29 protein-coding genes are annotated in these 26,728 nt (G+C 39.7%); 11 read left to right on the plus strand and 18 right to left on the minus strand.

The annotated features are described in order from the left end of the window. Positions 1-194: 194 nt before the first annotated feature. The 4 genes from AC1D0K_RS11760 (at position 195) to AC1D0K_RS11775 (ending at position 2,762) form a co-directional block, all read left to right on the plus strand. Positions 195-632 carry a hypothetical protein gene (locus AC1D0K_RS11760; protein WP_477396235.1) on the plus strand — a complete coding sequence of 146 codons (438 nt, stop codon included), beginning with the start codon at positions 195-197 and terminating at the stop codon, positions 630-632. Positions 633-872: 240 nt separating this feature from the next. Then, positions 873-1,226, plus strand: a complete 354-nt coding sequence (locus tag AC1D0K_RS11765; RefSeq protein ID WP_295719676.1) for a hypothetical protein — start codon at positions 873-875, stop codon at positions 1,224-1,226. Positions 1,227-1,425: 199 nt separating this feature from the next. Further along, on the plus strand, positions 1,426-1,899 hold the full coding sequence (locus AC1D0K_RS11770) for a hypothetical protein (protein ID WP_295719678.1): 474 nt from the start codon (positions 1,426-1,428) through the stop codon (positions 1,897-1,899). A gap of 242 nt (positions 1,900-2,141) precedes the next feature. Beyond that, complete coding sequence (locus AC1D0K_RS11775) at positions 2,142-2,762, plus strand: L-threonylcarbamoyladenylate synthase (protein WP_295719681.1); 621 nt, start codon at positions 2,142-2,144, stop codon at positions 2,760-2,762. A 356-nt stretch (positions 2,763-3,118) separates the two neighbouring features. On the opposite strand, the gene trpA is transcribed toward AC1D0K_RS11775, so the two are convergent. From trpA to trpD, 3 genes are read right to left on the minus strand one after another with little or no spacing between them, the layout of a single operon-like run. Next, positions 3,119-3,889, minus strand: a complete 771-nt coding sequence (gene trpA, locus AC1D0K_RS11780) for a tryptophan synthase subunit alpha (RefSeq protein ID WP_477442422.1) — start codon at positions 3,887-3,889, stop codon at positions 3,119-3,121. Positions 3,890-3,898: 9 nt separating this feature from the next. After that, entirely contained in the window at positions 3,899-5,707 is a 1,809-nt protein-coding gene (locus AC1D0K_RS11785; protein ID WP_477396240.1) for a bifunctional phosphoribosylanthranilate isomerase/tryptophan synthase subunit beta, read from the minus strand. A 2-nt stretch (positions 5,708-5,709) separates the two neighbouring features. Continuing rightward, the gene (trpD, locus tag AC1D0K_RS11790; RefSeq protein ID WP_477396242.1) at positions 5,710-6,699 is read right to left on the minus strand and encodes an anthranilate phosphoribosyltransferase; all 990 of its coding nucleotides are present in this window, start codon (positions 6,697-6,699) and stop codon (positions 5,710-5,712) included. 391 nt (positions 6,700-7,090) lie between these two features. On the opposite strand from trpD, the gene AC1D0K_RS11795 reads away from it, so the two are divergent. Next, positions 7,091-8,032, plus strand: a complete 942-nt coding sequence (locus AC1D0K_RS11795; RefSeq protein WP_477396244.1) for an ion channel — start codon at positions 7,091-7,093, stop codon at positions 8,030-8,032. A gap of 115 nt (positions 8,033-8,147) precedes the next feature. On the opposite strand, the gene AC1D0K_RS11800 is transcribed toward AC1D0K_RS11795, so the two are convergent. The 11 genes from AC1D0K_RS11800 to AC1D0K_RS11850 form a co-directional block, all read right to left on the minus strand. After that, complete coding sequence (locus tag AC1D0K_RS11800; RefSeq protein ID WP_477396246.1) at positions 8,148-8,963, minus strand: SDR family oxidoreductase; 816 nt, start codon at positions 8,961-8,963, stop codon at positions 8,148-8,150. Next, positions 8,950-9,783, minus strand: coding sequence for a glycosyltransferase family 2 protein (locus AC1D0K_RS11805; RefSeq protein WP_477442424.1), 834 nt, complete (start codon positions 9,781-9,783; stop codon positions 8,950-8,952). The genes AC1D0K_RS11800 and AC1D0K_RS11805 overlap by 14 nt, the downstream gene beginning before the upstream one ends. 3 nt (positions 9,784-9,786) lie before the next feature. Continuing rightward, on the minus strand, positions 9,787-10,404 hold the full coding sequence (gene recR / locus AC1D0K_RS11810; RefSeq protein ID WP_295719698.1) for a recombination mediator RecR: 618 nt from the start codon (positions 10,402-10,404) through the stop codon (positions 9,787-9,789). 117 nt (positions 10,405-10,521) lie between these two features. Next, the gene (locus tag AC1D0K_RS11815; RefSeq protein ID WP_295719700.1) at positions 10,522-11,376 is read right to left on the minus strand and encodes an AMP nucleosidase; all 855 of its coding nucleotides are present in this window, start codon (positions 11,374-11,376) and stop codon (positions 10,522-10,524) included. Between the two features lie 143 nt (positions 11,377-11,519). Next, positions 11,520-12,758, minus strand: coding sequence for an ATP-dependent Clp protease ATP-binding subunit ClpX (clpX, locus tag AC1D0K_RS11820; RefSeq protein WP_477399766.1), 1,239 nt, complete (start codon positions 12,756-12,758; stop codon positions 11,520-11,522). 164 nt (positions 12,759-12,922) lie between these two features. Continuing rightward, entirely contained in the window at positions 12,923-13,654 is a 732-nt protein-coding gene (locus AC1D0K_RS11825; protein WP_477399764.1) for an ATP-dependent Clp protease proteolytic subunit, read from the minus strand. 287 nt (positions 13,655-13,941) lie between these two features. Then, a complete protein-coding gene (tig, locus tag AC1D0K_RS11830; RefSeq protein ID WP_295719707.1) occupies positions 13,942-15,297 on the minus strand; it encodes a trigger factor in 1,356 nt (451 codons plus the stop codon). A 114-nt stretch (positions 15,298-15,411) separates the two neighbouring features. After that, positions 15,412-16,389: a c-type cytochrome gene (locus AC1D0K_RS11835; RefSeq protein WP_477393945.1), complete on the minus strand. Its 978-nt coding sequence runs from the start codon at positions 16,387-16,389 to the stop codon at positions 15,412-15,414. A 40-nt stretch (positions 16,390-16,429) separates the two neighbouring features. Next, complete coding sequence (locus tag AC1D0K_RS11840) at positions 16,430-17,152, minus strand: head GIN domain-containing protein (protein ID WP_477393947.1); 723 nt, start codon at positions 17,150-17,152, stop codon at positions 16,430-16,432. 124 nt (positions 17,153-17,276) lie between these two features. Continuing rightward, on the minus strand, positions 17,277-17,882 hold the full coding sequence (locus AC1D0K_RS11845; RefSeq protein ID WP_295719715.1) for a GIN domain-containing protein: 606 nt from the start codon (positions 17,880-17,882) through the stop codon (positions 17,277-17,279). A 305-nt stretch (positions 17,883-18,187) separates the two neighbouring features. Continuing rightward, complete coding sequence (locus AC1D0K_RS11850) at positions 18,188-18,655, minus strand: hypothetical protein (RefSeq protein WP_477393949.1); 468 nt, start codon at positions 18,653-18,655, stop codon at positions 18,188-18,190. A 416-nt stretch (positions 18,656-19,071) separates the two neighbouring features. Between AC1D0K_RS11850 and AC1D0K_RS11855 the strand changes: the two genes are divergently transcribed. Then, entirely contained in the window at positions 19,072-19,584 is a 513-nt protein-coding gene (locus tag AC1D0K_RS11855; RefSeq protein ID WP_477393951.1) for a hypothetical protein, read from the plus strand. A 94-nt stretch (positions 19,585-19,678) separates the two neighbouring features. Here the strand turns inward: AC1D0K_RS11855 and AC1D0K_RS11860 are convergent, their stop codons facing one another. The 3 genes from AC1D0K_RS11860 to AC1D0K_RS11870 form a co-directional block, all read right to left on the minus strand. Next, complete coding sequence (locus AC1D0K_RS11860) at positions 19,679-20,419, minus strand: SDR family oxidoreductase (RefSeq protein ID WP_477393953.1); 741 nt, start codon at positions 20,417-20,419, stop codon at positions 19,679-19,681. 33 nt (positions 20,420-20,452) lie between these two features. Next, a complete protein-coding gene (locus tag AC1D0K_RS11865; protein WP_477393955.1) occupies positions 20,453-21,292 on the minus strand; it encodes an oxidoreductase in 840 nt (279 codons plus the stop codon). A gap of 92 nt (positions 21,293-21,384) precedes the next feature. Further along, positions 21,385-21,975, minus strand: coding sequence for a TetR/AcrR family transcriptional regulator (locus AC1D0K_RS11870; RefSeq protein WP_477393957.1), 591 nt, complete (start codon positions 21,973-21,975; stop codon positions 21,385-21,387). A 198-nt stretch (positions 21,976-22,173) separates the two neighbouring features. On the opposite strand from AC1D0K_RS11870, the gene AC1D0K_RS11875 reads away from it, so the two are divergent. After that, entirely contained in the window at positions 22,174-23,115 is a 942-nt protein-coding gene (locus tag AC1D0K_RS11875; RefSeq protein WP_477393959.1) for a hydroxypyruvate isomerase family protein, read from the plus strand. On the opposite strand, the gene AC1D0K_RS11880 is transcribed toward AC1D0K_RS11875, so the two are convergent. Next, on the minus strand, positions 23,108-24,028 hold the full coding sequence (locus AC1D0K_RS11880; RefSeq protein ID WP_477393961.1) for a hypothetical protein: 921 nt from the start codon (positions 24,026-24,028) through the stop codon (positions 23,108-23,110). The two genes, AC1D0K_RS11875 and AC1D0K_RS11880, sit on opposite strands and share 8 nt — an antisense overlap. 87 nt (positions 24,029-24,115) lie before the next feature. Between AC1D0K_RS11880 and AC1D0K_RS11885 the strand changes: the two genes are divergently transcribed. From AC1D0K_RS11885 to AC1D0K_RS11900, 4 genes are all read left to right on the plus strand, one after another. Further along, positions 24,116-25,273 carry a M28 family metallopeptidase gene (locus AC1D0K_RS11885; RefSeq protein WP_477393963.1) on the plus strand — a complete coding sequence of 386 codons (1,158 nt, stop codon included), beginning with the start codon at positions 24,116-24,118 and terminating at the stop codon, positions 25,271-25,273. Positions 25,274-25,280: 7 nt separating this feature from the next. Next, on the plus strand, positions 25,281-25,832 hold the full coding sequence (locus AC1D0K_RS11890) for a GNAT family N-acetyltransferase (RefSeq protein ID WP_477393965.1): 552 nt from the start codon (positions 25,281-25,283) through the stop codon (positions 25,830-25,832). 141 nt (positions 25,833-25,973) lie between these two features. Further along, the gene (locus AC1D0K_RS11895) at positions 25,974-26,192 is read left to right on the plus strand and encodes a hypothetical protein (protein WP_295719736.1); all 219 of its coding nucleotides are present in this window, start codon (positions 25,974-25,976) and stop codon (positions 26,190-26,192) included. A 238-nt stretch (positions 26,193-26,430) separates the two neighbouring features. Further along, a complete protein-coding gene (locus AC1D0K_RS11900; RefSeq protein ID WP_295719738.1) occupies positions 26,431-26,724 on the plus strand; it encodes a hypothetical protein in 294 nt (97 codons plus the stop codon). Positions 26,725-26,728: the final 4 nt, after the last annotated feature.

Consider the following 26,728-nt stretch of genomic DNA (forward strand, 5'->3'; position numbering starts at 1 on the left):
ATAAAAGGTACTACATTTCAAATGTACATTAATTGTTCTTTTTACAATAATTAATTTTAGCATGTAGTATCCTAAAATTAGCTCAATGGAAAATCAATTTAAAACACTGACAATTTATGTAATTTATATAGTACTTTGTATTGCATAATACTATATAAAACATTTATCTTTATTTAAAATTTAATAATCAACAAATGAAAACAGCATTCAATTTTAAAAAAGCGGTTATTATCATCTTTTTGATGATAGCCGGTACTACGGCAGGTTTTGCACAGTGCGACCAAACCGTAACCTTAACATCATCAAAAACAAGTCAGCTTGATGGCCAGGGCAACATTGACAGCAGGGATGAACACACGGTTATTACCATTTCTAAAACAGAAATAACCATTGTTCCCGGAGGTGAGGATCATAAGATGTCGGGACAAATCAGCTCAAAAACCTGCGACTGGAAAACGCCTTTTAAAGAAGGTAAAACAGTTATTAAAGCAAAACTTAGTGATGAAAATGGCGACCACGAAAAAAACGCCACTATAACTATTACTGGTGCAGCGGGTAAAGTTACGCTTACGTTTGAAGCCGAGGAAAAGCCAGGAAGAAAAATCCAGGTAATAGCCGATAAGTTTGAGTAGGCTTAACAGTTTCTCTTTGCGTGAGATGAATGCCTTTCACCTCACGCTTTTTTATGGCAATAGCTGCCCTCCCCCCTTTACCGGGCACCATTAATTCTACCAAACCTTTATTTGAACCATTTATAAATTTCTTACATCAGGCACATTTTCATCATGGATAAATTGAATGAAACTTAACCTATTGTTCATGATAAATTTTAATAGGGATTTTACTTTTACCGGCAGATAAAAACAACATCCATGAAAAGAAAATTTTTAACAACTGCCTTGTTATCATTATGCTTTTTAACCTGTTTTGCTGCCTTTGCCGATTTCGCCGGCAAATGGGCGGGCATCCTCACCACAGACAATGGTGATCAATATCCACTGGTTTATAACTTTAAAATTGATGGCGATAAATTAACCGGCACCGCACAAACACCTAAAGGCGAACTACCTATTGATGACGGTAAAATAAACGGCGATAAATTCACATTCACCGTAACGTTAGGCGATATGGAGATTCCGCATAGCGGCAAGTTTTATGGCGACTCAATCGGGGTTGATATTGCGGTAAATGGAGCTAAGGCGCACACCACGTTGAAAAGGAAATAGGCAATTTATAAAAATCCTTTACATGGGCTTTTATAGTTTTTTTTCTGCACGTAACGTTTGTTTACCGCTGTGTAATCGAGAAATTAATAACACATTTCCAGCAATCGGTATTAACTTCGTCTTAATAGCTTTTTATATAAACCTAAGAGTTATTATTATTGTGATATATTTATGGCATCTTAAAACATATCACAACTAAATGAAAAAAATTCTGCCTGTATTATTACTTATTACGATCTTATTTTCTTGTAAAAAAAATCAGGGACCACAACCGGCAACTACTAATCCAAATGCCACACTATTAGTAGGAAAATGGGTTTATACCCAGGATACTGTAAAAGTATACGAAAACGGAGTAGTAACCGGCATTTTTACCGACGGCGGAGGTGTTAAATTTGACGGAACCTTCTTTGAACAATTTGATAAAAATGGAGGGGGACTAACTCAAGGGCCTACTGATTTCGCATCTAAATATACTTACACAATAGACGGCAATATTATCACAGCCATTCATCAGAAACAGGTTATACAAGGGTATACAACAGCAGCGGTAACCAAGACTTATACTATAAAATTCATTAGCTCATCTAAAATGGTGCTTTATAACGAAAACTTCACACCTCCTGGTGCTACCGACAAAATAACCGAAATATCGTACTTTATAAAAGAATAACACATTCAACCTTATTATTCTGTTCAACTTGGGATAGACCTCCCGCAAAGAAATATTCTTATTTATAATTAGAAGTGTAAATGGCGAGCATAATAATGCTCTCCATTTGCATTGCTAACATTTCTTGTTACCCAATAGCGAAACACTACTACCTTATAAAGTGAAATTAAACTCACTGTGCTTTATTGAAGCGCAATTACACATTTTTTAAACTAACTTAAAGGTATATTTGTCTAACTATTATGCTCATTAAAATATACCCCGAAAACCCGAACCCCAAAGCTATAGAACAGGTTGTGGATGTGTTGCGCAAAGGCGGCCTGATCATTTATCCTACTGATACTATTTACGGTTTAGGTTGCGATATTACCAATCATAGAGCCATAGAAGCCATCTGCAAGATCAGGAATATTAAACCCGAAAAGGCCAATTTCTCCTTTATCTGTTATGATCTCAGTCACATATCTGATTATATCAAACCAATAGATAATACCACCTTCCGTGTGCTCAAAAAAGCATTGCCGGGGCCGTTCACTTTTATATTTAATGCCAGCCACATGGTGCCAAAGCTTTTGAGCTCCAACAAAAAAACGGTTGGTATCAGGGTGCCCGATAATAATATAGCCCGCGAAATTGTACGTGTTTTGGGCAATCCCATACTTTCAACCTCTATAAAAGACGACGATGAAATTATGGAATATGCTACCGACCCGGAACTGATCCACGAGAAATACGAAGACCTGGTTGATATAGTGATTGACGGCGGCTATGGCGATAACGTGGCATCAACTGTAGTAGACTGCACTGCCGGCGACTTTGAAATTATCCGTGAAGGTAAAGGTGATTTGGAAATGTATTTGTAACTACGGATCCGTTAAAATCAATTCCACCTTTAGAGATTTCCAGATTTTTTCATCCACCTATGACGTATTTTGGGGGCTGTCATGGTGAGTGGTAAAATCCGGTGACCTCCGAAGGGGAAATGACGTTAAAAAGGTTTGTCATCCTGAGGAACGAAGGATCTATTTGCAAACTGTACAGGGCGAAGAAGCAGGGTGCAAAGTAGATCCTTCGTTCCTCAGGATGACAAAAGGAGTTTTAGCAAATACGTCATGGGTAGCTTGTCGAACCATGCGGGCAAAGGCCTCTCCGCTCGAGTCTTCGACAGGCTCAGACTGACAGGCCTTTTGGAATGTGTTTCAACTTACCTTCTTTCGCATTACGGCCTTATCGATTTTATAAATCCAGGAATCTTCTCCATATAATTCTCTTCTTCCAGCAATTTTACAAACTTGCTGCCCACAATGGCACCGTTTGCGTAAGTGCAGGCTTGCTTAAAGGTGTTATTGTCTGATATCCCGAAGCCAATTATTGTTGGATTTTTTAACTCCATAGCTTTAATACGTTTGTAGTAATCCTCAATGCTATTGGTAAGTTGCAAACTACCGCCGGTTATAGATGAGGAAGATAACAGGTAAATAAAGCTATTGCTCAACGCATCAATCTTACGGATACGATCTTCGGATGTTTGAGGTGTAACCAGGAATATATTGCTCAGGTTATTATCAATAAAATAACTGGAATACATTTGCTCATATTCATACATAGGTAAATCCGGAACTATAACGCCGTCAACACCCAGTTCGGCCGCTTTTTTGCAAAAACGTTCGATACCATATTGTACTATAGGGTTAAAATATCCCATCAGCAGGATAGGGATTGTTACCCTTTTTCGCAGCTCGGTTAGTTCCTCAAATAATAAATTTAAGGTCATCCCGTTTTCTAAAGCCCGTTCAGAACTGTGCTGAATGGTAGGTCCGTCGGCAACAGGATCAGAATATGGAAAACCTATTTCCAGGAAATCAGCTCCGGCTTTTTCCAACGCCGCGGCAATATCAACTGTGGTATTTATTGCAGGATACCCGGCTGTAAAGTAGATGGATAACAGGTTATCCTTTTTTGATGTGAAAAGCTGGTTTAAGCGGTTCATTATATCGAACTAAAAATTAAAATATTTTATATATGTATCCAGATCCTTATCTCCTCTGCCAGAGATACAGATTACTACTGTATCATCGGTCTTGAATGTCATTTTCTCCAGCTGCGCTAATGCGTGTGCTGTTTCAATTGCCGGGATGATGCCTTCCATTTGTGAACAAAGTAAACCTGCCTGCAAGGCTTCGTCATCGGTAATGCTGGTATATTGCGCGCGGTTTATCTTATACAAATGCGCATGCTGCGGACCAATACCAGGATAATCTAACCCTGCCGAAATAGAATATGGCTCCACAACCTGCCCGTCCGGCGTTTGCATTAGTATGGTACGGCTGCCATGCAATACTCCTTCATGGCCCAAAAAGGTTGTTGCTGCCGAGTGGCCGCTATCAACACCTTTACCTGCTGCTTCAACAGCAATCAGTTTTACCTGCTCATCATCTAAAAAATGGTAAAACATTCCCATTGCATTACTGCCACCGCCCACGCAGGCCATCACATATTCGGGGAGCTCTTTACCAGTTTGTTCAAATAACTGTTTTTTTGTTTCTTCGGATATAACCGATTGAAAACGGGCCACCATATCGGGATATGGGTAAGGACCAACAACCGACCCAATGATGTAATGCGTATCAACCGGGTTAGCAATCCAATCGCGCATCGCTTCGTTTGTGGCATCCTTAAGTGTTTTACTGCCAGATGAAGCAGGCTTTACCGTAGCACCCAGCATTTTCATGCGCGATACATTAGGAGCCTGGCGGGCCATGTCAATTTCGCCCATATATACAACACATTCTATACCCATCAAGGCACAAACTGTGGCTGTGGCTACGCCATGCTGCCCAGCGCCGGTTTCGGCAATGATACGTTTTTTACCCAGGCGTTTAGCCAGTAAAATCTGCCCTATGGCATTATTGATCTTATGCGAACCTGTGTGGTTCAGATCCTCGCGCTTAAAAAATATATTGGCACCATACTTTTCAGAATATCTTTTAGCATGATATAAAGGCGAAGGCCGGCCCACATAATTTTTCAGCAGGTCGTTAAATTCAGCTTTGAAACCGGCATCGTTAATGATGTTGAGGTATTGCTGTCTTAGTTCCTCCACGTTTGGGTACAGCATTTCGGGGATGTAGGCGCCGCCAAAATCGCCGTAATAACCATGTTCGTTAACTCCGTACTTCATTGGTAATATTTTGTTTCTGATAATATCAAATGCTTGTTTTAGCTTGCTGATGTCTTTTACACCAGGCGCCGTTTCAAAACGACTATTCAAATCAACCCCATAAAACTGCGGGTGATCAATTTTTTTTATTTCATCCAGGTTATCCAAACTGATGCCGCCCGATAAAAAGAACGGGACAGCCAGTTTGTAATTATTCAACATATCCCAGTTAAATGTTTTACCGGAACCACCATAAGCAGCGGTTTTGGTATCGAACAGAAAATAATCAACTTTGTTCTCATAAGTTGCAAGCTCATCGAAATTAAAATCGTCATCCAACCCAAAAGCTTTAAAAACAGTAACCTTATTCCTGAAACTGTTGCTAAACTCCGCGCTTTCATCGCCATGCAACTGGATCACATCAAAAGCATATTTATCTATCAATGAGTTTATAGTCTCCGCACTTTCATTTACAAAAACTGCAGTTTTCCGGATGTTTGCAGGCAAATCTTTCAATACATCCCCCGATAATTCAGCAACGTATCTTGGCGAAAGGCCGTAACATATAAAGCCTACGTAATCCGGCCCTAAGGCTGCTACGGCTTTTATATTTTCCGGATCTCTTAAACCACAAACTTTTATTTTCATGCTTAGTTCTGCAATAAAAGATTAAAACTATTAAGAGCCTTTTTAGCTAACAAAGCTTCCTCAGCCTCATAAAAACAATCGGCAAAAGTTTTTTCGGGGCAGATGGTTTTTATGGCCAGTGCAGCGTTTGAAAGCACTACATTATTTTGTGCCGTGGTTCCGTTGGCGTGAAGCACACTGCTAAATATCGCCGCTGATGCGCTTACTGTATCTCCACCGGCTATATCAGCGGGATTCAATTTTTCGAATCCTAAACTTTCAACACTATTTATCTTTTCACCTTCGGCAGAGAATGTTTTAAAATCGCAGGTGAGCGAAACTTCATCGTAACCCTCCAAAGCATTTACTATAGTGTATTTAATGCTTGATTTTTGGTAAAGATAGGCATACACCCGCGCCAGCTCCAGGTTAAACACACCCACCAGTTGATTTTCTGGCTTTGCTGGGTTAACAAGGGGACCAAGCATATTAAAAAAAGTTTTCACAGCCAATTCTTTGCGGATGGGGGCCACAGTTTTCATAGCGGGGTGAAATAACGGTGCATGCAAAAAACAAATATTTGCCTTATCAATTCCTCTTTTCAGCTTATCGGCATCATTGGTAAACTGATAGCCTAAATACTCCATCACGTTTGATGATCCGCAACCCGATGATACACCATAGTTACCGTGTTTGGCCACTTTGTAACCCGCGCCGGCCACCACGAATGAAGCCAGTGTGGAGATATTGAATGTGTCCTTACCATCGCCACCTGTGCCGCAAAGATCTATCAATTCTCCTGTTTCCAGATCAATAGGCAGGCAAAGCTCCAGCATGGCATCCCGGAAACCTTCCAGCTCATTTACGGTAATACTGCGCATGCAATAGGCCGTCATAAAAGCTGCCATTTGCGAGTTGTTGTACTTGCCCTGCGCAATGTTCATCAAAATAACTTTCGACTGCTCCCTGCTAAAGGTTTTGTGTTCAAAAAGATGATTAAGTATCTGTTTCATATGCTCGCCCCCGGCCTCCCAAAAGGAGGATTTTTTGATTTACGTTATTTATTATTTGCCCCGGTTTATCGCTCCCCCTTCAGGAGCCCGTGAAGCATAAAAAAAGGGTTACCGTATGGCAACCCTTCTGAATATTGTGTTTAAAAAACAAAAAAACGGAATTTGCCTCACGATTACTCGTTAAGCCACCACCAATTGTTATTTAATGCGTTCATTTTCATTTACGCCACAAATATGGAAATAGTTTTTATAAAAACAAACAGAATGATAAATTTACAGAAAAGCAATTATTGAATTACTGAATTATCGATTTACTGAATTGGCAAAGGCGGCCCCCTTTCGTTATAAAAATCAATAATTCACTAAATCACTAATTCATTAATTAAAAAAAATGGCTATACAAACGCAAAAAATAAACCCCGAAGATGACCTTGGCTTTGGTACGCAGCCAGTTGTTAAAAGCCAGCCGGTTATTAATAAGGATGGTTCTATTAATGTAAAACGTACAGGGCTGCCATTTTTTAACACCTCAAATAACTACCACGCGCTAATTACCATGAGCTGGAGTAAGTTTTGGGCAATAGTTTTAAGCGGCTATTTAACAGCCAATATTATTTTCGCCTTCATTTATGTTTCGATTGGCCCGGACGTGCTTGATGGCAAAAGTGGCAATACCAGTTTTGACCACTTTATGGATGCCTTCTTTTTTTCGGCGCAAACCATTTCAACAGTGGGTTACGGACACATCAGCCCCAAGGGGATGGCTGCAAATAGTGTAGCCGCGTTTGAATCGATGATGGGTTTGCTGGCTTTTGCCCTGGCAACAGGCTTACTTTACGGGCGCTTTTCCAGACCATCGGCTAAAATACTGTATAGCGATAAGGTGCTGATTGCCCCATATCGTGAAAATGGCCGCGGATTAATGTTCCGCCTGGCTAATATGCGCCGCAATATTTTGATCGATCTGGAAATGGAGGTTGTATTTAGCTATAACGATGAAGTTAATGGTAAAGTGATCCGTAAATTTTTCCAGCTGGAACTGGAACGTAAGTCTGTAAGCATTTTAACCTTAAACTGGACGGTGGTACACCCGCTTGACGATAACAGCCCGCTAAAAGACATTACCCCCGAAGAACTGGAAAGAACCCAGGCAGGGCTATCCGTTATTTTAAAAACATTTGATGATACTTTCTCCCAAACGGTTCACTCGCGCACATCCTATCAATATGATGATATTATATGGGGTGCCAAATTTAAACCAGCCTTTCAACGTAATGAAGAAGGACGGGTGGTGTTGGATCTGAGCACAATTAGTGACTATGAGCTGGTTTAGCAGCTTATTGGTGCTTATATTTTTCTGAACCGGAATTTTTAGAATTAATGAATTTGCAGAATTTTCAAATTAGGTAATTCTGCAAATTCAATAAATTCCGGTTCAGACACATGAATTATCTCAACAGCGGGTTCTTCTCCTTTGCAAAAACATTATACACCATCTTATCTAAAAAAGCTGGCAATAACTTGCTCAACAATACGGTTAGTTTTCCTTGTGTGGTCATGATAAGGGTACGTGAGCGATTTTCTACACCATCAATAATAATTTTAGCCACCTGGTCAGATGTCATCATCTTGTCCTCTTCCAGTGTGCTTTCTCTTTGCTCTATGCCTTCATTATTAAGCGCTGTATTGCGAATATTGGATGCAGTAAAACCGGGACAGGCAGTCAGGATATGAACGCCGGTTTTAAGGTTCTCCACTCTAAGCGAATCCAGAAACCCATTCATGGCAAACTTTGAAGCGGAATACCCAGCACGGCCAGGCAGGCCTTTATAGCCGGCAATAGATGATACGCCAACTATACTGCCCCGGGTTTTGGTGATTTCGGGCAAGGCATATTTGGTACAATATACTGTTCCCCAAAAATTAACATCCATCAAGGATTTTAATACCTTCAGGTCAACATCTTTAAACAATGCCCTCATGGATATGCCCGCATTATTGATCAGTACATCAATTTTACCAAAAGTTGTAAGGGTTTGTTTAATGAGTTGAGCGCAATCATCCTCAACTGTTACATCGCATTGTATGGCTAATGCTTTGGTTTGATAACGCCTTTCAATATCTGCCGTTATAATGCAAAGGGTTACATACTGGCGGGCGGCAAGTACAACGGTGGCACCACGTTTGGCACATTCAATAGCTAATGATTTTCCGATGCCTGATGATGCGCCGGTAATAACTATAACTTTATCATTTAACTTCATAAGTAGACGGGAATAGCTGCGGTAGTCCCTCCACTTTAATTTCGGGCACCCTAAATAAATATTTGGTGGCGAAGATAATCATCGCGCCATAAAATTCCTTAAGGTAACTCCAGCTAAATTTAGTCCTGTTTTTAATGTTGAAGTTTATAATATATGTTTTAGAGAAATAGTAATTTTTAAAACCGGCAAGCCTGATCCGATAGCTCAGATCAATATCATATCCATAAGTATGGAAACGTTCATCAAACAGCCCGGCATGATTAATAGCCTCTTTGCGCATGAGCATAAAAGCGCCATTCAGCACATCAGTTTCTGATGTTTGAAACTCCTCTACCCAATCCTTACGCTGCATATCTGTTAAACGCGATTTTGAAAAATGTTTTGCCAAACCCGTAAGCTTGAAAAACACCTCCCATGGTTGTGTAAAGCCATGTTTCGATTCTGTTAGAAACCTGCCATCAGGTGTGATCATACGCACCCCCACGCCACCGGCATCTAAATGCAGATCCATAAATTCAAGCGACTTCTCAATTGTTTTTTTGCCTGTAATAGTATCCGCATTGACTACTAAAATATACTCTCCTGTAGCTTCTTTGATACCCTGGTTATAAGCCTTCGCCATGCCTGTATGGTATGTATTAACTATTACTTTAATATCAGGAAACTCACTCTTAATCATATCTACAGATTTATCTGTAGATGCATTGTCTATCACAAAAATCTCGTACTCAATACCCAAAGCGGCCCTTACAAGCGAATTAAGGGCAATCCTGAGCATATGACAGGTATTGTAATTTACAATGATTAAGGATAGTTTCATATCTTACTTTGACAGCGAATTTTCATACGGAACACGTGTAGCAATGGACCGCCCTAAGGTGATCTCATCTACGTACTCCAATTCACCCCCAAAGGCTATGCCACGGGCTATGGTTGATATGGTAATATTGAAAGATTTTACTCTCTTATGAAGATAGAACAAGGTAGTATCCCCTTCCATAGTTGCGCTAAGGGCAAAAATGATCTCTTTGGTTTCATTTGCCTTTAGGCGCTCTACCAAAGTATCAACCTGCAAGTCTGATGGGCCTACCCCATCCATTGGGGATATTAGGCCCCCAAGTACATGATATACCCCGTTATATTGATTGGTATTTTCAATAGCCATTACATCCCGGGTATCTTCAACAACGCAAATCAGGCTTTGGTCGCGCTTGTGGGATGAACAGATCTCGCAAACTGAATTATCAGATATATTGTGACAAACGGAGCAAAACTGGATTTCATTACGCAGTTTACTGATAGTAGTACTAAACCGCTCCACTTCCTGCTTATCCTGGTTCAGCAAATGCAAAACCAAACGCAGGGCGGTTTTTTGGCCCACCCCCGGTAGTTTAGCAAACTCGGCAACAGCGTTTTCCAGTAATTTGGACGAAAAGTTCATTTTGCGAAGTTAACAATAAGTAGGGAAGTCCAAAAACGGGGTAAGCCCGAAAGAACCAAATCGCTTTAAAAAAACCGGTCATTTCCACCACTCACCTAATCACCCCATTCACTACCCTTAAAACTTCAGGTGCTTAACTGTTAAGCCGTTATTGATCAATTGTTTTAGTGATTCTATACCTATTTTCAAGTGCGTTTCTACGAATTGCTCACTTACTGCAGAATCACTTTCGGCGGTTTTTACACCTTCAGGAATCATTGGCTGGTCTGATACAAGCAGTAATGCACCTGTTGGTATTTTGTTAGCGAAACCGGTTGTGAAGATGGTAGCTGTTTCCATATCAACGGCCATGGCACGCAAATCCTTCAAATATTTTTTAAACACTTTATCATGTTCCCAAACACGGCGGTTGGTTGTATAGCATGTACCTGTCCAGTAATCGCGTGAAAAATCACGAATGGTAGTAGATATGGCTTTCTGCAGGGCAAACGACGGCAATGCGGGCACTTCTGGTGGCAGGTAATCGTTTGATGTTCCTTCGCCTCTGATGGCCGCTATGGGCAGGATAAGATCGCCTACGTTGTTCTTCTTTTTAAGTCCGCCGCATTTACCTAAAAATATAACCGCTTTGGGGTGAATAGCAGTAAGCAGATCCATTACAGTAGCTGCAACCGAGCTTCCCATACCAAAGTTTATGATAGTTATACCGTTTGCAGTAACGCTTTGCATCGGTTTCTCTAAGCCCATAATTGGCGCATCATCGTTCCACTGCGAAAACAGCTGGATGTATTTAGAAAAATTGGTCAATATGATATAATCACCAAAAGCTTCGAGCGGCCTGCCCGTATAACGCGGAAGCCAGTTGGCAACAATAGCCTCTTTTGTTTTCAATCCCGATTTTACGGGGGTACCTACTTCTTTTACTACACCTGCATCAGTAGGATTTTTTTTAACATTTAAATTTTCGTTCATATACGTAATATTTTTGCTTTTAATCTCCAATGGCAGCCCTGAAGCTGCCTGTTGAAAATTTCTGCGTATACAACAAACCCCGGCGTTGCACCAGGGTCTGCATTTATTTTAATAAAGATAGCTACCTCAATTGGTATTAATTGTTAAGCTACTTTTAATTTTTTCAGATCCGATTTTTCAAATTTTTCATGTGCATAATCAAGCGTGATATGCAAACGTTTTATATCTTTTTTTGATGGGAACTCAAACATTGCATCAATCATGATAGCTTCACAAATTGATCGTAAGCCCCTTGCTCCAAGTTTAAACTCCATTGCCTTATCAACAATAAACTCAAGCACTTCATCTTCAAAATCAAGCTTTACACCCTCATATTCAAACAGTTTTTTATACTGTTTCAATAATGAGTTTTTAGGCTCTGTTAATATATTGCGTAATGCTTCCCTATCAAGCGGATTTAAATACGTTAAAATAGGTAAGCGGCCAATAAGCTCAGGTATCAAGCCAAATGATTTCAAATCCTGCGGAGTAATGTACTTGTACAGGTTTTTCATATCCACCTCACCATCATCACGCTTCAATTTATAACCAACTGTTTGGGTACGCAGGCGGTTTGCTATTTTACGATCGATACCATCAAAGGCGCCACCGCAAATAAATAGTATATTACTTGTATTAACCGTGATCATTTTCTGATCCGGATGTTTACGCCCACCCTGAGGGGGTACATTAACCATAGTACCTTCCAGTATTTTCAATAACGCTTGCTGTACACCTTCGCCGGATACATCCCGGGTGATACTGGCGTTATCGCTTTTGCGGGCAATTTTGTCAACCTCGTCAATATAAACAATACCTTTTTCGGCAAGGGTTACGTCATAATCCGCGGCCTGCAGTAAACGGGTAAGTATGCTTTCCACATCCTCGCCCACATAGCCAGCTTCGGTTAACACGGTAGCATCGCAAATACAAAACGGAACATTAAGTACTTTAGCCAGTGTTTTTGCAAGCAGGGTTTTACCCGTACCTGTTTCACCAACCATAATGATGTTTGATTTTTCAATCTCAACTTCATCTTTATCTATACGCTGATTAAGGCGTTTGTAATGATTGTATACGGCTACGGATAGTATCTTTTTGGCATCGTCCTGCCCGATAACATATTGATCCAGGTGAGTCTTGATCTCGTATGGTTTAAGTAAAGCCGGGGCCAAAGGCGAGGCTTTTACTTTACGTACCTTTAACTCCTCAGCTAATATTTCATTAGCCTGGTTAACGCACTTATCACAAATATGAGCGTCGAGCCCCGCAATCAACATCAGGGAATCCTGTTTACCAGCGCCACAAAACGAACATCTGATTTCCTTACTGTTCTTATTCATCTGATTCTTTACTTAATCAAAATTAGTTAATTGGAGTGATAAAAAAAAACATCTCGGTTAGTAAGTCCACGAAAGTCAGTAAAGTCCGGAATGAAAAATCTCAATCCGGACTTTCTGACTACTTATCTTTTGTTTTCCAGAACAAGTCCTTCAAACTTTCAGATTTATACTTTCTTACCTTTGCTGCCTTTTAAAATCTCATCTACCATTCCAAACTCTTTGGCTTCTTCGGCAATCATCCAGTAATCACGATCAGATGCATCCCAAACTTTTTCATATGGTGCACCGCTATGATCGGCAATTATCTGGTACAGTTCCTTTTTCAGCTTAGTGATTTCATGGTAAGTGATTTCAATATCTGATTGCTGGCCCTGCGCGCCTCCCGATGGTTGGTGGATCATTACCCTTGCATGTGGCAATGCGGCCCTCTTACCTTCGGTACCTGCACATAATAATACGGCAGCCATTGAGGCAGCCATACCTGTACAAATTGTTGCTACATCATTTGAAATGAATTGCATGGTATCATAAATACCTAAACCTGCATAAACCGAGCCTCCAGGTGAATTGATATAGATCTGGATATCACGTTTACTATCTGCCGATTGCAGGAATAGCAATTGAGCCTGAATAATGTTTGCAATATTTTCATAAATAGCATCACCCAGGAAAATGATACGATCCATCATCAAACGTGAGAACACGTCCATCTGGGCCACATTTAGCTGGCGTTCCTCAATAATATAAGGAGTCATGCCGGTTGGTACAGTTGCAATACCACTTGGGGTACGACAGTGCTCAATATTTGAAATATATTTATCTACGTAAATACTGTTAATACGGTGGTGTTTAACAGCGTAATTTCTGAATTCGTTTTTATCGATGTTACTACTCATGGTTTTTGTGTATGTTAATTTTAGGTGCAGGCTTTTTGCCTGCGATAAATATAGTTTTTAGTTGAATACAATTTTAGAAAGATAGTTTGTATAAAGTAAAAATTATTTTTCTTGATGAAGGTTAAGGGACTACCATTAGGTTCCGTTTTACCGGTTCTTCGATAACGTCATTGCGAGGTACGAAGCAATGACGCTTTTTTACGTACGCCTTTTAACAATATGCTATTATACACCAAAAGCAACCTTGTGAGTTGCTTTTGGTAAATTTTATATTCAAAATTGGTTTCTTATTTTTCAGAAACCAATTTATTAAAATCGGTAAACAAAATATCCTGTTTATCTAAAGTGATAACACTTTTAATAAAATCAAATACCCTTAATGCTTTTACCTCTTCAAATATCTTGTTAGCATTCTCTTTGTTTTGCAGGTATTGAACAGTGTACTGCGCTAACTGATCTTCAGGGATCGGTTGCGGGCTGTACATTCTGAATTGCTGATCTAAACGTTGTTTAGCCAAAGCGAAAACTTCATCGTATTTTAATTCGATCTTGTTATCAGTAATTATTTTGTTCTCGATCAAAGTCCATTTAAGGTTTTGAGCAAAATCATTATAACCACCTTCCAGCTCTTCTGCAGTCAGTTTTTCATTTGTAGCTTTTAACCAGCGTTTTAAAAATTCGTCAGGTAAATTAAAATCAACTTTAGCAATGCTTGTTTTGTAGATATCATCCTGCAATTTGCGTTCAGAATCCTGCACCATCATTGTTTCAAGCTCTTCGGTAATTTTAGCTGTAAATTCCGCTTCGGTTGTTACTACACCTTCACCAAATAATTTGTCAAAGAACTCCTGGTTCAAATCGCCTTCTTCTAACCTGTTAACATTTTTAACAGTTAACTGAAAGTTCGATTTTAAATCAGCCGCCTCGTCTTCTTCTATCTTTAATAACCCTGCAACCTTAGCTGCATCGTTATCATAAGCTTTCTGAATATCAAACGTTAATACATCTCCTTTTTTAAGGCCAATCAATGAAGCTTTAATGGCTTCATCCTTGATCTGATCTAAACGTACGGATGCCGTATTGTTTATCCCACCCTCAAAAACACTACCATCCGGAGAAAGCTGTACTAATTCACTATAAAGAACGTCATCATCTGCCGATACGTCAGGATTTGTCATTTTGCCATAGCTACGGCGAATATTTTTGATACGTGAAGCCAATGTTTCATCATCAACTTTGATCACATACTGGGTAACTTTATCATTTGATGAAAAGTCTATATTAAACTCAGGTGCTAAACCCAGTTCATAGTTAAACTCAAAATCATCGTTAAAATCCCAGTTATATTCTTTTTCACCATCAACCTTAGGCAATGGCTGGCCTAATACCTGCAGCTTTTGCTCGTCAATATAGTTTGTTAATGTATCCTGTAATAAGTTATTGATTTCTTCAACCAGTATACTTTTACCATACATTCTTTTTATATGTGATGCGGGAACCATACCCGGGCGAAAACCTGGCAATTTTGCTTTTTTTGCGTTTTCCTTTATCGCTTTATCAACACGTGGCTGATAATCTTCGGGGTTAATGTTGATTTTAACAACAGCATTCAGGGCATCTACTTTTTCCTGTGTAATATTCATCTTTCTACCGGGTATGTTAATTTGATCTATTGAAACTGTAGACCGAAAATCAATTGCGGACTATACAAATTTCGAGGCGCAAAAGTATGAATTTATTTTAATTTAATTCCTAATTTACATGGGCGTAAATTTACTTACCCTATTTTTTATCGGTTTAATTGTTCGCATATAGGCGTATATAGCTTCAAGATCGCCGGCCTTCATACCTGCATATCTATACCATGGCATAATTGACTGGTATTCAGCCGGCTTTACATCAACCTGTTTCCGTGAGCTATCCGCATAAATTTTAAAACGGTTAACAAATTGCTCCTTTGTCCATAAACCAATACCGGCAACTTTATCAGTTGTGATATTGGCCGACCGCACAGTTCCATTGCCGGGTATTTTAAACTCGCGACCACCGGCATATTCCAACCCGGCTATTGCTTTACCCTGGTTAACCTGGCTATGGCAATCTTTACAGGCTGCAATGGTTACCAGGTATTCGCCGTATTTTAGCGTATCTTTTTCATTTGGTACGGCACCCAAAGTTGCTTTCTGGGGCATGGTGTGTACTAAAACGTTCAACGGAAAATCAAGCTTACGTTCGGGATAGTCTGTTTTTATTGGTTTAAGGCTGCGCAGGTAGGCTATAATAGCATAAACATCTTCCCTGCTCATTTTTGAATAGCCCGGCCAGGGCATCAGCGGAAATATAGCCGAACCATCTTTTTTAACGCCCGTGGTTATAGCACGGAATAGTTCGCCATCGGTCCAGTTACTTAAATGATACGGGGTTATATTGGGCACTTGTACGTTGCCTGGAAAATCCACTTTGTTATCAAATTTTTCGCCGCCCATACCATCGGTGCCCTCAACCATTGGACCTGCAAACTTGCTCCAGTCGCGGGTGGAGTGGCAGTCCATACACAAGGTTACGTGATTAGCCAGATATTTACCGCGTTCAAGGCGTTGCGGCGTTATTTCAACTTTAATATTTTCGGGTTCGCCAACATTGGGCAGGGCCAATGTAACGTATGATACACCGGCAATTACAATTAAAATTACCGCTACTACAATGTAAGCTGTATACTTTAATAACTTTTTCATGATAAGGCAAAAGGTTGTGGGTTTTACTTACAGGCAGGCATCAATCAACCTTTTTTACAGTTGATGCCCCTGACTTATCGTTATTTACTGTTGATGGCGAACCTTTATATTCAATATCGGCAGCACCGCTTGAATGTATATTTAACGTTTTTAATACGTTGATCCTGCAATGACTTACCCCCGAGGTATTTATCTCATAATCACCAACCACAAAATCAAAGGCGTTGATTTTTGACACCCCGCTTGATTCTACACGGTGTGATGCAGCCTGCCCGGTTAAATTAAGTTCGCTCATACCACTGCCTTCGGTTATTACATTGGCCGCGTTGAGGTCAAGGTTTACCTTAGTAGCTCCTGACAGATCAAATTTAATATCGCCGGTATTTATTTTGCCGTTTGATGAAACACTTACCGCGCCCGATGCGCCAATTTCTTTCAGGGAACGAATTCCTATGTTGACAACAATACTATCATCAGTGCAGAAATTCTTTTTAGATTTAATGGTTAACAGATTCCCCTCAACAGAGGTTGATACATATTTAAGGAGATTATCATCGCCGGTAATGCTAAGGGTTAATGAGCTATCCTGTTTTAAATGAACCCTAAACTCTCCAGAAATGTCCAGTTTGTTAAACTCATTGGCCTTGCGGTTTTCGGTAGTAATATTACCAGAACCATGCACACACCGGTAACGGCATGATGTAAATATGCTTACCGATACCATAGCAATCAGTACCGCAATATTTAAACTGAACTTTTTCATAGTGTTTCTTTTTTATGACGTTGTTTATAAACAGGAAGTTACACCAAAAATAAAAAAAGCTACCGCATTTGAGCGATAGCTTTTCAGAATATATGATGGACTTTTGCAAAAGCTTTTTTATATATTATATACCGGCTAAATCATTTTCGTTTTTGGCAGTAGTACCGTTTGTTACTCTATCATTATAAGTACCGGCAACAAAGTTATTGTTGTTTACACTTGATTGCAGGTTGTGGTTTAAGTTATACACGGTAGCTGTACCTGTAAGCTCAATTTTAGCATTGTCGCTTACGTTAACATTGGTATTGTAAGTTTCCAATTTCAGTTTAGCAGTAGCGTTGTTGTGCAGGTTAACTTCCAGATCGATAGCAGATAAGTTACCAAATGATTTTACCTCGGCATTATCATAAGCACTGATGGCACGCAGATCATTTGCTGTTACCCATACTACCAATTTTTCTGCAGTGTATGATGCAATGCGCAATACACCTTTTGAGCTTTGCACCAAAGCGCTTTCGGCATAATATTTATTGTAAACCTTCACCTGGTCTGTTGTGCCGGCAGATACGTAAAGCTCCACATTACCGCGGATTTCGATTTTGCTGATGTTGCTTACATCGGTTAAAACAGTAGCAACAGTTTGAGTATTTTTTGTAGATGCGAAAGTTGATGTTGATAAACCAGCTACTAAAACTAATGAAGCGGCGATGGTAAAGAATGTTGTTTTCATGATATTAATATTTTGATTGTCAAGTGATTGTGTTTTTATATTTTTAAATACACCAATAAGACGCCACCATTTTTAAAACGTTACAGCCATTTTGGGTGAATTAGATGTACACCCTGTTTTCATCGGCCAACGGGGTGAAAACATCGGTGAATGGCGGAAGATTTTTTTTAAAGGAGGGGCGCATTACTATAACTATAGATGTTTTATGAGAATACATCTACCTGAAAACAATAATTTCAGTTACAACTTAGAAGAACAGCGATGAAATTGATCCTTAACCCGTGAATTGTTTATTAAAGATCTGCTTAAAAAGTTACACCCAATTGCAGCCCGGTAGCTACAGAAGCCGGCTGGTTATTGCCAAACCTTACCGGCAAGGGTACCGAAACAAAAAAACTTGCATCTTTTCCCTTAACAATCATTTGGTTAAAAACAGGTGTAAACCCAAAACGGCCATTTGTTTCAAAAGCCATGCGACCGATAAAGGTAAAGCCATGTTTAAACCGAAACATGGCACCGGGATGAAATAAAACAGAATTGACTTTTGATATATTTTTTTCTGTGCGGATTGCCGGCGCAACCTCCAAGCTCACCCCAAAGTGGTCGCTTTTTAAAATATTAACTCCAAACGGAAAGCAAATGGTATATACATCGGAGAAATTACTGGTGACACCATCTTTATTCCAGGTTGCAACGGGATTAAAAACACTAAAGTAACCCGTAACTTTAGGATAATTTGCCGATTGCTGTGCATGACTGATTTTAGCCGTCACTAATATGAATATTAAAAGGATTGTATACGGCTTGTAAAGCTTTATAAGTAAATGCATGCACAATATTATAAAAGCAGCACCGGCTAAAATTGTATAAATTTAACTATTGGTATCCTTTTTACTTTTCGGGTGATTTTTTATATCGAAAGGCCTTTCCCCTCCTTGTATAGTGCATTTAATCAACCTTATATTTTATTAAAATGCATTCCTCCTCGCAACAAAAAACTCAGTTTTTAATGTAACAGATAAAAACATTTATATTTTTAAATACAGTATAATAATTTAAAGAATCAATTATTTAACATATAATAAAAGATATCTAAGTTATTATTAAATATCTTTGCGCGATTATCAATAAATTATTGAATAATAAAACATATAACTAAACCATATCACTTAACAAACCTGCACAAACAATGAAATCAATTAAAGCAATTATCCTGTTAACCTTAACATTTGGCGTAATAACCCTAAATTCATGTAAAAAAGATGATAAGGAAGCAACAGTATCAACCTCAATTTCAGCAAGTATTGACGGAACGGCCACAACATTTAACAACGCGGTTGGCCTTACGGGCACCGTTGGCGGCGTAAAATTCACAAGTGTAACGGGTACCGCGTCAAATAAGGCAGCTATCTCGATAACTTTAAATGGCACCATAACAGCCGGTAAAACATATTCTGCAGCAGCAACCAATGCGAACGACAAGCCACTGCTGTTATATGCACCTGATGACAACGATGACTATTTTAATGATGATAGTAATACTGCTAAACTGGTATCAGTTACAGTAACATCAATAAGCGCAACCAACATCCAGGGAACGTTTAAAGGCAACGTTACCAATACAATTTCTATAGGCAACGGAACCGGCAAAATTAAATCCATCACCAACGGAAAATTCAACGTTACAATAACCGGAAAATAGTTTCCTGTTTTAAACAAGATTTCTAATGAATAATAAAAGAGGGCACTGTTTTAAAAACAACGCCCTCTTTTATTATATGGTATATTTCGCCTGATTACCAGGGCATCTCTTTACCCAAATGGTAAAATTTACCGTTAGGGCCATCTTCGCCAATTAAAGCCATCTCTACGCTGGTTTTAGCACCATCCGGAATTTCCATTGGAGCATGTTCTGTTCCTATTTCGGTTTTAACCCAACCTGGGTGTACCGAATTTACTTTAATACCTGTACCCTGTAATTCCTGGGCCAAATGCACCGTAAAAACATTTAAAGCGGTTTTTGAGGCATTGTATGATAACCTCTTGGCTGCATCTATCGGACCATTAGGTATAGAATGTACAGTAAGCGACCCCAATATGCTTGATAGATTAACTATGCGGCCGGCATCGCTTTTCTTCAATAACGGAAGCAGGGCATTGGTAAGGTAAACAACACTAAAAAAATTGGTTTCAAAAACATACTCAAATTCATCTGCAGTAGTTTCAACGTTTTTCTTTACAAATGCCGAATCATTTTTAGGCCCCACACCGGCGTTGTTTACCAGGATATCCAGCTTGCCAAATTTATTTTCAATATAAGCCGCAGCAGCTACCCTTTGTTCAGGATTTGTAACATCCAGCTGAATGCCATAAGCCTCAATACCCTGGGCGGTTAACTCTGCTGCCGCAGCTTCGGCGGCACTTAACTGGCGTGCTGCTACTATTACAGCGATTCCATTTTCTCCTAATTGTTTTGCGGTTTCAAATCCTAAACCGCGGTTTGCGCCTGTTATTAAGGCTACTTTTTTTGTTGACATGATTTTTGTTAATGGTTGTTTGTTAATTTGTAATTATTCGTGATCTGTACTGGTTGAAACTTCGATCCATTGATCAATTTCTTTACCTGTTTTTTCTGCATTGTTTTTGTAAGTACCGACAGCATCTTTACCAATTGGCAAGTGTAACGGAGGGTTTTCTGTATGGGCAAGGTCAACAACAACTTTAGCCAGCTTTTTGGGATCGCCCGGCTGGTTGCCATGTAATTGATCGGCCATTGCCCTCATTGGGCCTACGGTTGTATCATAATCGTCAATGATATTTTTTGATGCGGTATATGATTCAGTGCTCAGGAAATCAGTGCTGAACAAGCCGGGTTCAACAACGGTAACTTTTATGTTTAACGGGGCCAATTCAACAGCTAATCCTTTTGAAATTCCTTCAACTGCAAATTTGGTTGATCCATATAGTGCCCAGCCCGGTATAGCATCAAACCCAAACAATGATGATACATTAATGATATGGCCAGAGCGTTGTGCACGTAAATAAGGTAAAACCGCACGAATCACGTTTAATAAACCAAATACATTGGTTTCGTATTGATTTTTCACTTCGGCGTCAGTAGCTTCTTCAATGGCGGTAACTATTCCAAAACCAGCATTGTTGATCAGCACATCAATTTTACCAAAATGATCGATGCTTTGCTTTACTGCAACTTTTACCTGCTCTTCGTTGGTTACATCCATAGTTACCACCAACAAATTAGGATTATTGCCAAGGGCTGCCGCTAATTGATCGGCCTTACTGCGCACGGTTGCTACAACTTTATCGCCTGCAGCTAAGGCTGTTTTTGTGATCTCTAAACCAAAACCTTTTGAGGCGCCGGTTACAAATAATACTTTTTGAGTTTTCATTTTGTTTATCAATTTATTTTTTTAGACTTTTTGGTCTATTTTTAGCATTTAAAAAAACCTTTATCAGGTTCGATATATTTAATCTTTTATAGTTATTTTAATTGGTAGCTCTTCAAATCAGTCTTAAGCATTTTGATAATGTCATGCATATATTTAGTGTTACCCGTAACACGAGACATCATCATGCCGCCTTCCAGCATAGTAAAAATCTTCATGGCCATTTCTGCCGGATTAATATCTGCAGAAAACTCCTTATTGGCTACCCCCTCATTAATGATATCGCGAAAGCCTTGCTGCCCTTCTTCAATCATGACCTTTACTTTTTGTTTAATGGCAGGATTAGTATCATCCGCTTCTACACCAAAGTTGAGTATCGGACAGCCACCGGCTATATACGAGTTGATGGGATCCTTATACACATCAATAAAAGCAAAAAGCTTCTTGATGGCTGTTTTCTCCTTGTTTATTACCGAGGCTATTTTGTTACCCAGCTTATTTAGCAGGTAATCAACCATTACCGTTGCAATTTCCTCTTTGTTTTCAAAATGACCATACAGCCCGCCTTTTGCCATTTTGGTAGCGGCAAGTATATCATCAATTGTGGTGCCGGCTATCCCCTTCTCGTTAAAGAGCGGTGCAGCCTGCTCTATAATAAATTGCCTTGTTCTTTCTGCTTTGCCCATGTTGTTGATGATTGACAGAACAAAATTAGACCAAAAAGTCTAAAATACAAATTATTTGTGAAGGTTTTATTGGTTGTGACATTAGGATGAAGAAACCCATTAAATCCCCGTTTTATCACCCGCATTTTCTTTTATCCATAAATCCTTTGTCCTTTATCCTCAAAAAACTATCTTACTTGCTCAAACCAATCAAAACCTATGAAACGCAGAAATTTTGTGCAAAGCTCGGTACTTGCAGGTGCATCATTACTTACAACCGGTGTTTTAAAAGCGGCCGCGCTTACAGGCCGTACTGATCCGGCCGATTTAACCGCTATAGCTACTGATAAACCATTTAATCTTAATTATGGCATTCATGATGGCATGTTTAAAAACCATGCTGGTGATGATTTTATTGAGCAGATTAAATTTGCATATGACAAAGGTTTCCGTTCAATAGAGGATAATGGAATGAGCGGTCGCCCCGAAGATCAACAGAAAAAAATAGGCGATACACTGGCCAAACTGGGTATGGGCATGGGTGTTTTTGTGCAACCGGGTTTGGGTAACGATAGTAATATGCTGGCATCGGGCAAAGCCGAACAGGTTGAAAAATTCATAGCCTCCTGTAAACAGGCCGTTGAAATTGCTAAACGCATCAACAGCAAGCTGGTTACGGTAGTACCCGGCGATTTTGTGCGCAACCTGCCCATTGGCGTACAAACCGGCAACGTAATAGAAGCGATTAAAAAAGGGACAGCCATATTGGAGCCGCATGGCGTTATTATGGTATTGGAGCCGCTAAGTGATAATCCCGACCTTTTTCTCCGTACTCCTGATCAGGCTTATGCTATTTGTAAGGCTGTGGGCAGTCCGTCATGCAAAATTCTTTATGATATGTACCACGTGCAGCGCAACCAGGGCAATATTATCCCTACCCTCGATTTGGTTTATGACGAAATTGGTTACTACCAGATAGGTGATAACCCTGGCCGTAAAGAACCAGGCACCGGCGAAGTAAACTACAAAAACATATTTAAGCACATTTATAACAAAGGCTACCGCGGCGTTTTGGGCATGGAGCATGGCACAGCCGGGCAAGGTAAAGAGGGAGAGCTTGCTTTGATAAAAGCTTACAGGGAAGCGGATAGTTTTATGTAGAGAATCGCCCCTTTAACTCCCTCCCTATCCCCATAAAACTGCGGTGATTAAGCGGAAATTCTAATATAACATGCGCCAGGCTAAGTATAAATAACCATTTAATGCCTAAATTATAATTATAAAAATATAAGCCAATGGAGGCTATCCAGATAGACCCGGCAATAACCGCTTTTGTTACCGAAATGCGGTGCCATTTAATCACTTTTGTTTTGGTAAACCAGTTAATATAATGATAGGTATAGGCAAAAGCAATAAGCCTGGTTAATACAATACTGGCCTGGTTTGTATAAATATTTATGGCCTGGTTACGCAATGTTACAGTATTAAGGTGTGCAAAATGTTTATAATTACTCATGGCCCATTGCGTTGGCGCCTGGTGCAAATTGGTAAACAACAGGCACAGCAAAACCGGGCAAACCAAAAAGATAAACAATGCCAAGTAACCAGAAAAATGGCGGTTCTTTAATGCCCCCAATAACAAAAAAGCCCCGGTGAAGATATAAACATGAATAAGTGTAGGGATATATAGCCCAAAAATGGTTCGCAGTAAATTGTTGGTGAGCAAGAAGTAGCCCAGTGCTACAAGTAAGGCAAAAGCAAACAGGCGTGTAAAAAAATTATTGGTTACCAGCATAATAAACGACAGACCAAAGGCATAGTAAACAAGATTGGCAAAAGGCAGTTTAAGCAAAACCGTGACTATAACTACACTTACTATCAACAGAAAATCATACTTTTTCAGCGTAAAAAATTGTCGCCCGTTTAGCCACGAAATCTCGGTAAGGTAATGCGCCGGGCCAAGTATAGCGTATGATAGCAACACCATTTCAAACGGAATAAACAAGGCAAGGCATGAGGCAACCAACATGGCAAGTATATTGTAATAATTGATGTGGTTAATATTGACACTCATTTCGCGTGCTTATCTGGTTTTTTACCTGGGCAATTTAAACTAATCAGCCCGTTCAACAAAAAGTAAACTAAATACATAATTTTATAAATGAAATTTAAACTTACACTCCTATTCCTTTTCATATCCAGCCTTACCTTTGCCCAGGACAGCCTTTTTGCCCGTAAGTTAGTGGACACCCTTACATCTCCCTATTTTTGGGGGCGTGGTTATACGCACGATGGCGTACACAAAGCCGCGGCTTTTATATCGGCACAATTTAACAGCTACGGTGTAAAACCTATGGATGGCAAAAGTTACCTGCAGGAGTTTAGTTACCCGGTTAATATATTCCCCGGCAAAATGGAGGTTACTATAAATGGGATTAAGCTCATCCCCGGTAAAGAATTTATTGTAAGCCCGGAGAGTAAAGGCGTTACCGGCGCAGGCAAACTGGAGCAAACGGATAGCACACACTTTGTTGATCGCAAAAACAGAGTTATTGTTTCTGTAGAAGATAAACTTACCTGGTCTGTTGAAGGTAAAGCGCTTGATTTTACACTGATACAGGTTGATAAAAAGGCTTTGAAACAAATGCCAGCGTCCATTAAAGTAGCTATTGAAAACGAGGTTATCCCCAATTTTAAAACCGCTAACGTTTGTGGTTTAGTAAAGGGCACAGTAAAGCCCGATTCTATAATTATGATTACCGCGCATTATGACCATTTGGGAGGCATGGGTAGCGATACCTATTTCCCCGGCGCTAATGATAATGCCAGCGGACTTACCCAATTATTAAGTCTGGCCAAATATTACGCGGCAAATCCGCAGCCTTATACCATGGCGTTCATTGGTTTTTCTGGCGAGGAAGCCGGCTTACTTGGTTCCAAATATTTTACAGAAAACCCGCTTATCCCTTTAAAAAGCATCCGCTTTCTCATCAACCTTGATCTTAATGGCACGGGCATAGATGGAATCACGGTAGTAAACGCAACCGTATATCCAAAAGAGTTTGCCGCCATACAGCAAATTAACAACGAGGGTCATTACTTTGTAAAGGTGATGCCCCGCGGAAAAGCCGCCAATAGCGACCATTATTTATTTACAGAAAAAGGTGTGCCTGCTTTTTTCATATACACCCTGGGAGGTATAAAAGCGTACCACGATGTTTTTGATATCAGCGCCACCTTACCACTCAATAAGTATAAAGATCTGTTCAGGCTGATTGTAAAGTTCAACAGTTCGCTCATGCAAAACGTTAAGCCATAATCAGGATATGCTCAATCCAAACTTTTCACCATTTCCGGTTTTAACTACGGAGCGTTTAACGCTTCGCCGATTTATTAATGCTGATGCAGCCAGCCTTTTTAAATTGCGCGGTGATGCGGACGTGATGCAATATATCGGTCGCCCGTTGGCCAAAACGGTGGATGATGCTGTAGCATTGATAAATGTAATTGATGAGTTGCTGGCAGGCAACAATGGCATTACCTGGTGCATATCGCTTAAAACCAATGCCGACTTTATTGGAAGTATAGGCTTTTGGCGGATAGAAAAGGAAAATCACCGGGCCGAGATTGGGTATCTCTTAAACCCGGTTCACCAGGGTAAGGGTATTATGCAGGAAGCTGTAGCTGCTGTTTTAAACTTTGGATTTGAAGTCATACACCTGCACAGTATCCAAGCCAATGTTGATCCCCAAAATACAGCATCCCTTAAACTGCTCGAGCGCAATAATTTTGTACGTGAGGGCTATTTTAAGGAAGATCATTTAGTTAATGAAAGCTTTGCCGATACGGTTATTTATTCATTATTAACAAAAAAGTAAATGTGTTAACAAATTATTTATACGAAACATTTTGAATTAAAAAATTTTAATGCATGTTTACAACTCGAAACCAATTATATCTAAGCTGAAAACAATTCAGTATAAATGGAGTTAAACTAAAAAACAAAAAAGAAACTTATCATGGCAACAGAAAAAGGAAGCGGTATTACCGCGTATTCAGTAAAAACAAAAACTAAGAATGTACCGATGATTGATCCTGTGATTGATATTAAATCGGGAAGGTACATTGCTACCGGCAAAGATGCCGCAGGAAACAAAATGGCTGCTATTATGGGCAAAGCTACAGCCGAAGAGCATATCAGCAATGGTAATGCAAAAAAAGGCACTGGCTGGGCTTAATATTTTATTAACCTATAAAGCCCTGGCTTAATTTTGTTTAAGCCGGGGCTTTTGCGTTTTTAAAGTTTTACCACAATCCCTTATCATCACTTTACCAAAAAGTTTTACCTAATCGGTCGCAGGCAACCGCCTACCTGGTTAAGTAATTATACGTACGATAAAATGGGTGAAAACACCTATTCCATCGCTTTAACATTTGCTTTAATTTTATAGCACCTAATAATTAAAGCAATTTGATATGGCTGTACGTATACTTTGTATTAAAACCGATGCTAAATTGCATCACAATCCATATGTGGCTATCGATTCATTGGAGTGGGTGAACGAGCGCATAAACGTGAAGGGAATAACAGAGCGGACCAAACTGCATGACTGGATAAAGAATAAAGAGGGCGAAGCCTATATTTTAGATGATAGCGGAAACAAAACCTGCCTCATCCCAGCCCTCTGCCCCGAAGGAAATAAATACGTAAAAACGGTTAATGATGAATCCGAATCTGAAATATTGTTTGGCTTGCCGGAGTGCGCTTAAAATA

The organism is Mucilaginibacter sp. P1_A3 (assembly GCF_056406855.1).